The sequence below is a fragment of the Pseudomonas sp. 203-8 genome (assembly GCF_020708595.1).
In the GTDB taxonomy this organism is placed as follows: Bacteria; Pseudomonadota; Gammaproteobacteria; order Pseudomonadales; family Pseudomonadaceae; genus Pseudomonas; species Pseudomonas aeruginosa.
This window is the reverse complement of sequence record NZ_JAJFDF010000004.1, coordinates 359,784-371,805: the sequence shown is the minus strand read 5'-3', so window position 1 is coordinate 371,805 and position 12,022 is coordinate 359,784. Positions and strand designations below refer to the sequence as shown.

General features: G+C 66.4%; 14 protein-coding genes and 1 tRNA gene. 8 read left to right on the top strand and 7 right to left on the bottom strand.

Annotation, left to right across the window (positions count from 1 at the left end; all coding sequences use genetic code 11):
* The gene (locus LJF27_RS11645) at nucleotides 1–750 is read right to left on the bottom strand and encodes a sulfite exporter TauE/SafE family protein (protein ID WP_003114755.1); all 750 of its coding nucleotides are present in this window, start codon (nucleotides 748–750) and stop codon (nucleotides 1–3) included.
* 99 nt (nucleotides 751–849) lie between these two features.
* Between LJF27_RS11645 and LJF27_RS11640 the strand changes: the two genes are divergently transcribed.
* The 3 genes from LJF27_RS11640 to ohrR (LJF27_RS11630) all read left to right on the top strand — a co-directional run bounded on the left by LJF27_RS11640 (nucleotide 850) and on the right by ohrR (LJF27_RS11630) (nucleotide 2,920).
* Nucleotides 850–1,806: a LysR family transcriptional regulator gene (locus tag LJF27_RS11640; protein WP_023116982.1), complete on the top strand. Its 957-nt coding sequence runs from the start codon at nucleotides 850–852 to the stop codon at nucleotides 1,804–1,806.
* A gap of 85 nt (nucleotides 1,807–1,891) precedes the next feature.
* Nucleotides 1,892–2,347, top strand: a complete 456-nt coding sequence (gene ohrR, locus LJF27_RS11635; protein WP_003090940.1) for a hydroperoxide stress response transcriptional regulator OhrR — start codon at nucleotides 1,892–1,894, stop codon at nucleotides 2,345–2,347.
* A gap of 144 nt (nucleotides 2,348–2,491) precedes the next feature.
* Nucleotides 2,492–2,920 carry an organic hydroperoxide resistance protein OhrR gene (gene ohrR, locus LJF27_RS11630; RefSeq protein ID WP_003104171.1) on the top strand — a complete coding sequence of 143 codons (429 nt, stop codon included), beginning with the start codon at nucleotides 2,492–2,494 and terminating at the stop codon, nucleotides 2,918–2,920.
* Nucleotides 2,921–3,007: 87 nt separating this feature from the next.
* Here the strand turns inward: ohrR (LJF27_RS11630) and efp are convergent, their stop codons facing one another.
* A complete protein-coding gene (gene efp / locus LJF27_RS11625) occupies nucleotides 3,008–3,574 on the bottom strand; it encodes an elongation factor P (protein ID WP_003090942.1) in 567 nt (188 codons plus the stop codon).
* A 42-nt stretch (nucleotides 3,575–3,616) separates the two neighbouring features.
* On the bottom strand, nucleotides 3,617–4,747 hold the full coding sequence (gene earP, locus LJF27_RS11620; protein WP_003452377.1) for an elongation factor P maturation arginine rhamnosyltransferase EarP: 1,131 nt from the start codon (nucleotides 4,745–4,747) through the stop codon (nucleotides 3,617–3,619).
* A 155-nt stretch (nucleotides 4,748–4,902) separates the two neighbouring features.
* On the opposite strand from earP, the gene LJF27_RS11615 reads away from it, so the two are divergent.
* Nucleotides 4,903–4,992 (top strand) — tRNA-Ser (locus tag LJF27_RS11615).
* Between the two features lie 416 nt (nucleotides 4,993–5,408).
* Nucleotides 5,409–5,660, top strand: a complete 252-nt coding sequence (oprI, locus tag LJF27_RS11610) for an outer membrane lipoprotei OprI (RefSeq protein ID WP_003090944.1) — start codon at nucleotides 5,409–5,411, stop codon at nucleotides 5,658–5,660.
* Between the two features lie 123 nt (nucleotides 5,661–5,783).
* Here oprI and LJF27_RS11605 read toward each other — a convergent pair whose 3' ends face one another.
* From LJF27_RS11605 to tesA, 3 genes are all read right to left on the bottom strand, one after another.
* The gene (locus LJF27_RS11605) at nucleotides 5,784–6,755 is read right to left on the bottom strand and encodes a L,D-transpeptidase family protein (RefSeq protein WP_003090946.1); all 972 of its coding nucleotides are present in this window, start codon (nucleotides 6,753–6,755) and stop codon (nucleotides 5,784–5,786) included.
* A gap of 77 nt (nucleotides 6,756–6,832) precedes the next feature.
* A complete protein-coding gene (locus tag LJF27_RS11600; protein WP_003452378.1) occupies nucleotides 6,833–7,111 on the bottom strand; it encodes a hypothetical protein in 279 nt (92 codons plus the stop codon).
* 55 nt (nucleotides 7,112–7,166) lie between these two features.
* The gene (gene tesA, locus LJF27_RS11595; RefSeq protein ID WP_003114753.1) at nucleotides 7,167–7,772 is read right to left on the bottom strand and encodes an esterase TesA; all 606 of its coding nucleotides are present in this window, start codon (nucleotides 7,770–7,772) and stop codon (nucleotides 7,167–7,169) included.
* A gap of 10 nt (nucleotides 7,773–7,782) precedes the next feature.
* Between tesA and LJF27_RS11590 the strand changes: the two genes are divergently transcribed.
* Genes LJF27_RS11590 through greB form a run of 3 tightly spaced genes read left to right on the top strand, consistent with a single transcriptional unit; the run spans nucleotide 7,783 to nucleotide 11,525 of the window.
* A complete protein-coding gene (locus tag LJF27_RS11590; protein WP_003090949.1) occupies nucleotides 7,783–8,466 on the top strand; it encodes an ABC transporter ATP-binding protein in 684 nt (227 codons plus the stop codon).
* 8 nt (nucleotides 8,467–8,474) lie between these two features.
* Nucleotides 8,475–10,967: an ABC transporter permease gene (locus tag LJF27_RS11585; protein ID WP_078465430.1), complete on the top strand. Its 2,493-nt coding sequence runs from the start codon at nucleotides 8,475–8,477 to the stop codon at nucleotides 10,965–10,967.
* Between the two features lie 51 nt (nucleotides 10,968–11,018).
* Nucleotides 11,019–11,525, top strand: a complete 507-nt coding sequence (gene greB / locus LJF27_RS11580; RefSeq protein ID WP_003090951.1) for a transcription elongation factor GreB — start codon at nucleotides 11,019–11,021, stop codon at nucleotides 11,523–11,525.
* 12 nt (nucleotides 11,526–11,537) lie between these two features.
* Here greB and LJF27_RS11575 read toward each other — a convergent pair whose 3' ends face one another.
* Nucleotides 11,538–11,855, bottom strand: a complete 318-nt coding sequence (locus LJF27_RS11575) for a hypothetical protein (protein ID WP_003452382.1) — start codon at nucleotides 11,853–11,855, stop codon at nucleotides 11,538–11,540.
* Nucleotides 11,856–12,022 lie beyond the last annotated feature (167 nt).

Here is a 12,022-nt window from a genome sequence, read left to right as displayed (position 1 = left end):
TCAACCGCGCACCAGCAGGAGCACCGCGCACAATGCGAGGAAGGCGCAGAAGGCCATGCGCAGGCTGCGCTCGGGCAAGGCGTGGGCCAGCCTCACGCCCCAGGAAATGCTCAGCAGGCCGCCCAGCGCCAGGGGGATCCCCATCCGCCAGTCGACATGGCCGTGCATGGCGTAGGTCCCCAGCGCCACCGCCGTGCTCGGCGCGGCCAGGGCCAGCGCGAGGCCCTGGGCGACGACCTGGGCGAGGCCGAACACCGAAGTCAGCACCGGTGTCGCCAGCACCCCGCCACCGACCCCGAAAAGCCCGCCGAGCGAGCCCGCGCCAAGGCCCAGCACGCCCATCCAGGGCAAACCGTAGCGCGGCGTCGCGCCGCCCTGCGGCGGGCGCCGGAACAGGCGCCAGAACATGTAGCCGGCCAGCGCCAGGAGGAAGATCACGAACGCTTCGCGCATCCGCGCCGCATCGATCCGCGCGGCCACGCTGGACGCCAGGAACGCGCAAAGCAGGCCGGTCAGGGCAAGGACTCCGGCCTGGCGCGGATCGATGCGGTTGCGCTGGTGGTAGCGCCACAACGCCAGCACCACGTTCGGTACCACCATCACCAGCGCGGTACCCTGCGCCAGTTGCTGGTCGAGACCGAAGATCACCCCCAGCGCCGGGATCGCCAGCAAGCCGCCGCCTATCCCGAACAGACCGCCCAGGCAACCGAGCACCATCCCCAGCAGGAAATCGAGAAATACATCCAGCATGTCAGCCCCTCTTCGACGCCTCCATGCTAGGCAAGCGTGGCTGGATGGGAAACGCACAAGAAAGCACAATGGCTATGCCAATTACGCAAAGGCATGAGCATGTTGCCCGATACCCTCAGCGAACAGTTCGTTCTCTACCTCGATGTCCTCGATGGCGGCAGCTTCTCCGCCGCTGCGCGCAAGCACCCGCTCACCCCGTCCGCCGTGGCGCGCCGGATGGACGCCCTGGAACGCGCCGTCGGCAGCACTCTGCTGGTGCGCACCACCCATGCGGTGCGCGCTACTCCGGCCGGCCTGGCCTTCGCCGACCGCGCCCGGCGGATCGTCACCGAACTGCGCCTGGCCCGTGCCGAAGCGGTGTCCCTGAGCACCGCGCCGCAGGGCCTGATCCGTATCGATGCGCCGGTGCCCTTCGGCCGCCGCCACCTGGCCCCGGCGGTCGCCGACTTCCTCAAGGCCAACCCCGGCCTCGACGTGCAATTGCGCCTGATCGGCAGCTTCATCGACCTGCAGGGCGAACATCTCGGCGAGGTCGACCTGGTGTTGCGCGCCGGCCCGCTACCCGACAGCCGCCTGGTGGCCACCTCGCTGGCGCCGATGGTGCGGGTGGTCTGCGCCAGCCCGGAATACCTGCGCGAACACGGCGTTCCCGCATCCCCAGGCGAACTGCCGGAGCATGCCGGCATCGATTGGGACAACCTGTCGCCACCCTATGCCTGGCGCTTCCAGCACGACGGCAAGCTCCAGCAGCTGCGGCCGAAACGGGCGCGGCTGGCCACCAATAACGCCGAAGCGATGGTCGACGCGGCGCTGGCCGGCCTCGGCATCGCCCACCTGCCGACCTGGTTGTGCAGCGAGTACCTGCTGCGCGGCGAACTGCAGGCGCTGTTCTGCGACGACGGCTTGCCCGCCGCCGAGCCCACCTGCATCTATGCCCTGCGCCTGGAACGCGAAGCCAGTTCGCGAACCCGTCTGCTGCTGGCTTTCCTCCGCGAGCGCTTCGGCTTTCCGCCGCCCTGGGACCAGGCCCTGCAGCAGCGTCTCGGCGAGCGCTGAGGACACCACCCGGCGGGAAACCTGGAAAGCCAATAGCCACTACGCTAAATTCATGCACAGTGCCCTACTTACTTGGAAGACAGCCATGTCCCGACTGCCCACCACCCCTTGCGAGCAGCTCAAGCTGGACAACCAGCTGTGCTTCGCCCTGTATTCCACCTCGCTGCAGATGACCAAGGTCTACAAGCCCCTGCTGCAAGCGCTCGGCCTCACCTATCCGCAGTACATCGCCATGCTGGTGCTGTGGGAACGCGACGGCCTGACCGTGGGCGAAATCAGCGCACGCATGCTTACCGACCCGGGATCGCTCACGCCTCTGCTCAAGCGCCTGGAGGGCGAAGGTCTGATTACCCGCACTCGCAGCAGCGAAGACGAGCGGGTAGTCCTGCTGCGCCTGACCGACAAGGGCCGCGCCCTGCAGCGACAGGCCGAGAGCATTCCCGCCTGCATCCTGGAGAGTACCGGCCTCGACTTGCCACAACTGGTCGCCCTAAAGGATGAGCTGCTGGCCCTGCGCGGCAACCTGCAAGCACCGGATTGAGGGGCTTATACCTACCTGTCTGGTTTTTATCGCCAAATCTTCCAACGAATTATCTTGCGCACAAAATAACATGACGATAAATTTCGCTTCACGCACTTACTTAGCGCGCAAGAACTTAACGTACAAATCAGACAGGTGACCCTCATGCAAACCATCAAGGCTCTCTACACCGCAACCGCAACCGCCACCGGAGGCCGTGACGGCCGTGCGGTATCCTCGGACGGCGTGCTCGACGTGAAACTCAGCACTCCGCGCGAACTGGGCGGCCAGGGCGGCGCGGCCACCAACCCGGAACAACTGTTCGCCGCCGGCTACTCCGCCTGCTTCATCGGAGCCCTGAAGTTCGTTGCCGGCCAGCGCAAGCAGACCCTTCCCGCCGACGCCTCGATAACCGGCAAGGTCGGCATCGGCCAGATTCCCGGCGGCTTCGGCCTGGAGGTCGAACTGCACATCAACCTGCCGGGCCTGGAGCGCGAAGCCGCCGAAGCGCTGGTAGCCGCCGCCCACCAGGTCTGCCCCTACTCCAACGCTACCCGCGGCAATATCGACGTACGCCTGAACGTGTCGGTCTGAAGCTTCCGACTCTCCGCGCCGCGGCGGCGGACAGCGGAAACGAAAAAGCCCGGCGAATGCCGGGCTTTTTCTCGTCGCACGAAAGGATCAGGCCTTGACGCGGGACTTGTACTCGCCGGTGCGGGTATCGATCTCGATCGAGTCGCCGATTTCGCAGAACGCGGAAACCTGCAGCTCGGCGCCGTTGTTCAGGCGCGCGGTCTTCATCACCTTGCCCGAGGTGTCGCCGCGGACGGCCGGCTCGGTGTAGGCGATCTGGCGAACGATGGTGGTCGGCAGCTCTACCGAGATCACCTTGTCGTTGTAGAACACGGCTTCGCAGATGTCGGTCATGCCGTCTTCGATGAAGGTCAGCACGCCTTCCAGATCGTCTTTCTCGATCTCGTACTGGTTGAACTCGCTGTCCATGAAGACGTACAGCGGGTCGGCGAAGTAGGAGTAGGTCACTTCCTTGCGATCGAGGATGATCGGCTCCAGCTTGTCGTCGGCCTTGAACACGGTCTCGGTACCGGCGCCGGTCAGCAGGTTCTTCAGCTTCATCTTGACGACGGCAGCGTTACGGCCGGACTTGTTGAACTCGGCCTTCTGGATGACCCAGGGAGCGCCATTGATGTTGGCAACCTGGCCGGCGCGGAACTCTTGAGCGGTTTTCATACGAATATCCGATGGATGAAAGACAAAAAATCAGGCCGCGTATCATAGCCAATCTGCGTAAAATTGCACCAGCCTTGCCGCAAGATCCGGACGCATGCCCTGTTCGTCGGCCCAGCGCTGCGCTTCCCGACGCCACTCGGGCAGTTGCCTCTCCAGCCCCTCCCAGGCCCCGGCAAGTCCACCGCCGGCGTTCCACGCCAGCCAGAAGGTGCGCAGGTTTTCCGCCAGGTCGGCGGGCAGGCCGGCGCAATAGAGTTCGAGGAATGCCTCGAGCTTCGCCAGGTGCGCCTCCTCTTCCTGTCTATAGATGTGCCAGAGCAGCGGCCGTCCCGCCCACTGCGCGCGAACGAAGGAATCCTCGCCGCGCACCGCGTTCAGGTCGCAGCACCACAACAGGCGATCGTAGTCGTCCTGCGCCATGAACGGCAGCACCTGGACCCGCAACGCGTCGCGCACGTGGACGTCCCCGACGGCCAGGGTAGCCACCCGCAGCCAATCGGCGACATCCGCCAGCACCCGCCCTTCCGGCACCAGCAGCAGGCTCGGCTGGCGGGCGTCGCGCAGTTGTTCCAGCCAGCCAGGCAGCGCCGGGTTTTCGTAGGCAAACAGCGAAATCAGTCGCTCGCCAACCTTCCGCCGCACGCCGAGAGAGGCGAGAAACTCATCCTGCTCCGAGACGGAGGCCTGGAAACGGCGCCGACGTTCCAGCAGGCCGGCCTCGCGCAACAGGCCGCCACTGGGCTCGCGGAACCCGGGAAAGAAGAAGTACTTGGAAAGCCCGCACGCCTGCAGCGACGGCAATGCGTGGCAACTGCCGATCCATTCCTCGGCACTCAGGTACTCCAGGTTCAGCCACAGGGACGGCCGCTTGCGCTCGCGCATGGCCTGCCGGTGCGCCTCCGGCAGTTCGCAGGCGAAGGCCTCTATCACCACATCGGCGGCCGCCACCGGTGCCCACGGTCGGCCCCAGGCACGCACTTCGACCCCATCCAGGCACTGCACGTGCGCCGCCGGGTCCGCCCGCGGACAGATCCGGGCGAAGGCCTGCGGCTCGTCCACCCACAGGCGCACGGCCTGACCGTGCTCGGCGGCCAGTTGGCGAGCCAGGCGCCAGGTGACGCCGATGTCGCCATAGTTGTCGACCACGCTACAGAAAATCTCCCAGCTCGCCATCCGCCTCTCCTCTTCGTGCCCGGCAGTCTACCAAGGCACCCCGCGGACTTTCCTCCGACGACCTAAGCCGATGAAAAAGTTAAAAAAATATTTGCCAAGCGGGAAATGTTCGAGTACATTGCGCGCCTCGACAGACACGGCGCTGTCGAGAACCTGGTGAGGTGTCCGAGTGGTTGAAGGAGCACGCCTGGAAAGTGTGTATACGGGAAACCGTATCGAGGGTTCGAATCCCTCCCTCACCGCCAGATCGCAAGAAGGCCCGGCTAATCAAGTTAGCCGGGCCTTTTTCATTTCCGCACCAATACTTACGGCATTTCCGGCAACATGCTGGCAACTTAGTTGTTACTTGCCACTCCCCGCCAAGTCGATAAGCGCCAGCCACTCCGGCGGAACATTCTCGACAACCCGGCAGCCCTCATCCCCCGCCTCTTGCAGCAACTCTAGCCAAGGTCCGGGAAATTGCTTACTTGCGCCGCACGCTGGATATTTTTTGAACAAACGACACTCCAACTACTGCTAAAGTCGGGGGGACTAAAAAAAAAGTTGCTCGGCTTGCGCTTGGTCAGTTTACTTACTACAAGTAATGGGTAGTATGTAGCCGGCTAATTTCCCCGGCTGGGGAGATTGCTGTTATGGAAATGTCCACCTTAAGGGGAACACGATGAACAACGTTCTGAAATTCTCTGCTCTGGCTCTGGCTGCTGTTCTGGCCACCGGTTGCAGCAGCCACTCCAAAGAAACCGAAGCTCGTCTGACCGCTACCGAAGACGCAGCTGCTCGTGCTCAGGCTCGCGCTGACGAAGCCTATCGCAAGGCTGACGAAGCTCTGGGCGCTGCTCAGAAAGCTCAGCAGACTGCTGACGAGGCTAACGAGCGTGCCCTGCGCATGCTGGAAAAAGCCAGCCGCAAGTAATAGGTCTCACGACCTGTTGAAAACCGGTCCCTCGGGGCCGGTTTTTTTATGCCTGCGTTTCGCCGGGCATGAAAAAACCCGCGTCCCTTGCGGGTACGCGGGCCTCTGCCTCGACGCTCTCCGTCAGGGCGTAAGCTGGGTAGGATCGCTATCCACCGTCGCGGTCATCGCCGGCGCCGATTCCTGGGCGATTTCCACCGGCACGCCATCCTCCGAGGCCACCACTTCGCGGACCACGTCCCAGTTCAACTGGATACGCTTGGCCAGGTCGTCGCGCTTGAGCAGGGTGTTGATCACCGCGGTGTGCTTGTCCACCACCGACGGGTCGCCATGGTCGTTCAGCGGCGTATGCGCCTCCAGGTAGACCTTGCCGTTGCTCACGCCGAACTTGTAGGGCTCGTTGATGATACGCACGCTGGTGCCGACGCTGATCATCGAGAACAGGTGGGTCACGTCGGCGTTGTACATGCGGAAGCAGCCATGGCTGGTGCGGGTGCCGATGCCGAACTTCTTGTTCGAACCATGGATCAGGTAGCCCGGCACGCCCAGGGTCAGCTTGTACGGCCCCAGCGGATTGTCCGGGCCCGGCGGCACCACGGTCGGCAGCGGATCGCCATCGGCGGCGTGCTCGGCGCGGATCGAGGCCGGCGGATACCAGGCCGGGTCCTTGGTCTTGGCGGTGATGCGGGTGTTCGCGATCGGCGAACCCCAGCCCTCGCGGCCGATGCCCAGCGGATAGGTGTGCACCACGTTCTGCCCTTTCGGGTAGTAGTACAGGCGGTATTCGGCCAGGTTGATCACCACGCCTTCGCGCGGGCCAGGCGGCAGCACGAAGCGGGTAGGGATGATCACCTCGGTGCCGACGCCCGGCAGCCAGGGATCGACACCGGGGTTGGCGGCGACCATTTCACTGTAGCCCAGGTTGTACTGCTCGCCGAGGTCGGCGAAAGTGTCCTCGTACTTGGCCTTGATCACCTGGACCTGGCCGACGACGTCCTCGCCCGGAGGCGGGAGCTGCAGTTCCAGGGCCGATGCGGAGCCGGCCGAAAGCAGCGCGGCGAAAGACAGTGAGACAACGGGTACGCGCGACAACATTCCGGAGAATCCTTGGCGAGTGCGATGAAGGAGTAGGAAAGACAGTGTAACACCCCGCCAGGTTTCACCGGGAGGGCTCAGACCAACCAGGACAGGCGCTCCCCGCGCTTTTCCGCCTCCAGTTGTTTCCGGCAATCGGGACACAGCAGCCGGTCGCGCAGACGCGCCCGTTCCAGCTGCTGCCAGCGCGGCTGGGCCGGCAGCAGCTTGCCGCAAAGCGTGCGGTCCGCCGGGGTATCCAGCTCCAGCTGACGCGCCACCACATGCACCCGGACCTCGCGACAGGCGAACAGGTCCAGCTGATCGTCGGGCTCGATCAGTTGATAGGCGTAGAGGGTCCAGGCGGGACGCGGCATGGGGGGCTCCTGAGGGGTGCGCAACCTTAGCCGAAAGCGGTTTCCCGGGGAAGTCTCAAAGCAGCGGTTTCAGCGTCGGCCAGACATTTTCCAGGAGCCTCGGCTGGGCGGCGAGCGCCGGATGGATGCCATCCGCCTGCATCATCCCCTGGACCCCGCCGACCCCTTCGAGGAAAAACGGCACCAGGGCGGTCTTTTCCTGCGCCGCGACCGCGCCGTAGACCCTGGAAAAGGCCTCGATGTAGCGCGGGCCGTAGTTCGGTGGCAACTGGATACCCAGCAGCAGCACCTTCGCTCCTTCCGCCCGGGCCTTTTGCGCCATGCTGGCAAGATTCTGTTGCAATTGCGCCGGTGCCATTCCGCGCAGCCCGTCGTTGCCTCCCAGCTCGATCACCACCAGCGCCGGCTTCTCCTCGGCAAGCAGCGCCGGCAGGCGCGCCAGGCCGCCCGCGGAGGTGTCGCCGCTGATCGAGGCGTTCACCACCCGGTAGTCGTAACCTTCGTCGGCGAGGCGCTTCTGCAACAGGGCAACCCAGCCCTGGCTGGTATCCAGTCCCAAAGCGGCGCTGATACTATCGCCCACGACCAACAGCGTCTGCGCCGCGGCCTGCTGGGTCAGCAGGACCAGGGCCAGGCAGCCGCTCAACAGCAATGCACGCATCGGAACCTCCATGAGCGCCAGCATTCTCAACGCGCAGAACCTTAGCAAGGTTGTCGGTAGCGCGGAAGGCAAGTTGACCATCCTCCACGACCTCTCCCTCGACCTCGCCCGCGGCGACAGCCTGGCGATCGTCGGCAGCTCCGGCTCCGGCAAGTCGACCCTGCTCGGCCTGCTCGCCGGGCTCGACCAGCCCAGCGGCGGCGAGGTCCGTCTCGCCGGGCACGCCCTCGGCGACCTCGACGAGGACCAGCGGGCGCGCGTCCGCGCGGCCCATGTAGGCTTCGTGTTCCAGTCGTTCCAGTTGCTCGACAGCCTCGATGCGCTGGAGAACGTGATGCTGCCCCTGGAGCTGGAAGGCCGCGCCGACGCTCGCCAGCGCGCCAGAGAACTGCTCGAGCGAGTCGGCCTCGGCCAACGCCTGGGCCACTATCCGCGCCAGCTCTCCGGCGGCGAGCAGCAACGGGTCGCCATTGCCCGTGCCTTCGCGGCGGAGCCGGACGTGCTGTTCGCCGACGAACCCACCGGCAACCTCGACAGCGCCACCGGCGAGCGGATCAGCGACCTGCTCTTCGAACTCAACCGCGAACGCGGTACCACCCTGGTCCTGGTTACCCACGACGAGCGTCTGGCGCATCGCTGCCGGCGCCTGATCCGTCTGGAAAGCGGTCGCCTGATCGACCGGGTCGAACCCTGATGAAGCCGGTGCCCCTCTCCCGCCTGCTGAGCCTCGCCGGTCGCCAATTGTTCCGCGAGTCGCGCAGCGGCGAGCTGCGCGTGCTGTTCTTCGCCCTGCTGATCGCGGTCGCCTCGAGCACCGCCATCGGCTATTTCAGCGCCCGCCTGAACGGCGCCATGCTCGCCCGCGCCGCCGAGTTCCTCGGCGCCGATCTGGTGCTCAACGGTACCCAGCCGGCAAGCGCCGAACAGATCGAACGCGGCACCCGTCTGGGCCTGCGCCACGCCGACAGCGTCGAGTTTTCCAGCGTGATCGCCACCGACCAGGGCATCCAGCTCAGCAGCATCAAGGCGGTCGGCGACCGCTACCCCCTGCGCGGCCAGCTCAAGAGCGCTGCCGCGCCGTTCGCCGCCGAGCAGGCCGGCGGTCGTCCGCAGGCGGGCGAGGTATGGGTCGAATCGCGCTTGCTGGTCAGCCTCGACCTGAAGGTCGGCGACAGCATCGAGATCGGCCGCAAGCCGCTGCGCATCGCGCGCATCCTTACCTACGAGCCGGACCGCGCCGGCGACTTCTACAGCCTGACGCCCCGCGCCATGATGAGCCTGGCCGACCTCGATGCCACCGGGGTGGTCCAGCCGGGCAGCCGGGTGCGTTACCGCGATCTGTGGGAAGGCCCGCCGGAAGCCCTCCAGGCCTATCGCCAGCAGGTCAAGGGCAGCCTCGCCGCCAACCAGCGCCTGCAGGATGCCCGCGACGGCAACCGCCAGGTGGGCGATGCCCTCGGCCGTGCCGAGCGCTACCTGAACCTGGCCAGCCTGGCCGCGGTGCTGCTCGCCGGCGTCGCCGTGGCGCTGTCCGCCGCCCGTTTCGCTGCACGGCGCTACGACGCCAGCGCGCTGCTGCGCTGCCTCGGTCTGTCGCGCAGCGAAACCCTGCTCCTCTACGCGCTGCAACTGTTGCTGCTGGGCCTGCTCGCCAGCGCCATCGGCGCCCTGCTCGGCTGGTTGGCGCAGCTCGGCCTGTTCCGCCTGCTCGCCACGCTGCTGCCGCCGGACGTACCAGCCGGCGGCCTGTTCCCCGCCTTCGCCGGGATCGCCACCGGCCTGGTAGCGCTGGCCGGCTTCGCCCTGCCGCCGCTGGCAGCCCTGGGCCGGGTACCGCCGTTGCGGGTCCTGCGCAGCGACCTGCTGCCGGTGCCGATGCGCACCTGGATGGCCTACGCCTGCGCCCTGCTCGCCCTGGGCCTGATCATGTGGCGGTTGAGTCTCGACCTGAAGCTGACCCTCGCCCTGCTCGGCGGCGGCCTGGTCGCCACGCTGGTGCTCGGCGCTCTCCTGCTGCTCGGCCTGAACGGCCTGCGCCGGGCACTGGCGCGTGCCAGCCTGCCATGGCGGCTGGGACTCGGCCAGTTGTTGCGGCACCCACTGGCCGCCGCCGGACAGAGCCTGGCCTTCGGCCTGATCCTGCTGGCCATGGCCCTGATCGCCCTGCTTCGCGGCGAACTGCTGGATACCTGGCAGGCCCAGTTGCCGCCGGACGCCCCCAACCATTTCGCCCTGAACATCCTGCCGACGGAAAAGGACGCCTTCGAACGTCGCGTGCAAAAGCTCTCCCCCGGCGCCGAGCCGCTGTTCCCCATGGTTCCCGGGCGCCTGGTAGCGGTGAACGGCAAGCCGGTCCAGGCGCTCGACGAAGACGTGCGCAGCGAGCGTGCCCTGCAGCGCGACCTCGGCCTGACCTGGTCGGAGCGACTGCCCTCCGGCAACCAGCTCACCGCCGGACGCTGGTGGAGCGCGCCGCAGCCGGGGGCCCTGCCGGGCGTGTCGGTGGAAGAGAAGCTGGCCGCCAACCTGCGCATCCAGGTCGGCGACCGGCTCACCTTCAGCGTCGCCGGGCAGAATCGCGAGGTCCAGGTCCAGAGCCTGCGCAAGGTGAAGTGGGACAATTTCCAGCCGAACTTCTTCATGGTCTTCCAGCCCGGCACCCTGACCGACCTGCCGGTGACCTACCTGACCAGCTTCTACCTGCCGGCCAGCCAGGAACGCGACCTGGTCGAACTGGCCCGCGCCTTCCCCACCGTCACCCTGCTGCCGGTAGACGCCCTGCTGAGCCAGCTGCGGAGCATCCTCGACCAGGTCACCCTGGCCGTGGAGTACGTGCTGGTGTTCGTTCTCGCGGCGGGTTTCGTGGTGCTCTTCGCCGGTCTCCAGGCGACCCTCGACGAGCGCGTGCGCCAGGGTGCCCTGCTGCGCGCGCTGGGTGCCGAGCGCGAGTTGCTGCAACGTACCCGGCGGGTGGAGTTCGCCCTGCTCGGCGCAGTCAGCGGCCTGCTCGCGGCGCTCGGCTGCGAGGCGGTCAGCCTGCTGCTCTACCGACTGGTCTTCGACCTGCCGTGGCAAGCGCATCCCTGGTTGCTCGCACTGCCTCTGGTGGGCGCCGTGCTGGTAGGCGGCGCCGGCCTGCTAGGCACCCGTCGCGCCCTCAACAGCAGCCCGCTGCGGGTCCTGCGCGAGGGCTGATCGGATACACTGGCAGGCTTTAATCCGTTCATTTGTGGAACCACCCGAACCATGAGTCGCTATCGTCCACCGCGCACCGCCGGCACCCCGCTGATCACTCCGGAGGGCGCCGCGCGGTTACGCGCAGAGCTGCATGAACTCTGGCACGTGCGCCGTCCCCAGGTGACCCAGGCGGTCAGCGAAGCCGCCGCCCTCGGCGATCGCTCGGAAAACGCCGAATACATCTACGGCAAGAAGATGCTGCGCGAGATCGACAGCCGCGTGCGCTTCCTGCGCAAGCGCCTGGAGAACCTGAAAGTGGTCGGCGAGCGGCCGGCGGATCCGAACCGGGTGTACTTCGGCGCCTGGGTGACCCTGGAAGACGAAGACGGCGAGCAGGCCCGCTATCGCATCGTCGGCCCCGACGAACTGGACCTGCGCAACAACCAGATCAGCATCGACTCGCCGCTCGCCCGCGCACTGGTCGGCAAGGAGCTTGACGCCGAGGTGCTGGTGCGCACCCCGGCCGGGGAAAAGCTCTGGTTCGTCGTCGAGATCGAGTATCCGCCGGCGCCCTGAGGGGTCACGCGCTCAGCGCAGGATACGGCGGGTGATCAGGCCCTGGCGGGCGACCCGGATCAGTTGCCGGACCACCAGGTCCAGCTCTTCCGCCTCGGGGGCCTGGACCACGGCGAAGTCGAACGCGTCGCTGGGGAAGCGCGCTAGGTCCTTGCCGTCCTGGGCGAACTGGATAAGGAAGGTACGCGAACCGTTCCAGCGCTTCGGCCAGCCTTCGAGGTAACGGACGAGGGTCGGCTGGTGTGGGCCGCTGAGGAGAATCCTCGGGTTCCGCCGGACCAGGCCGGTGGTGATGGGTGCCAGGCGCAATTGCGTGCTGGGACAGGTCATGACGTCATGTCTCCGCCTCTTCGGTCCCGCTGGACAGCGGTGAGAGGCAACACCGAGCCAGCGCTTTAGCGGTATTTCGGCTGCTGCCGGGCGCCCCGCAAGTTGCTGTTTAAATCGGCGCACGCGCATCCTAGAAAAGCCGCATGGAGACTGTCAAGAAACACGCG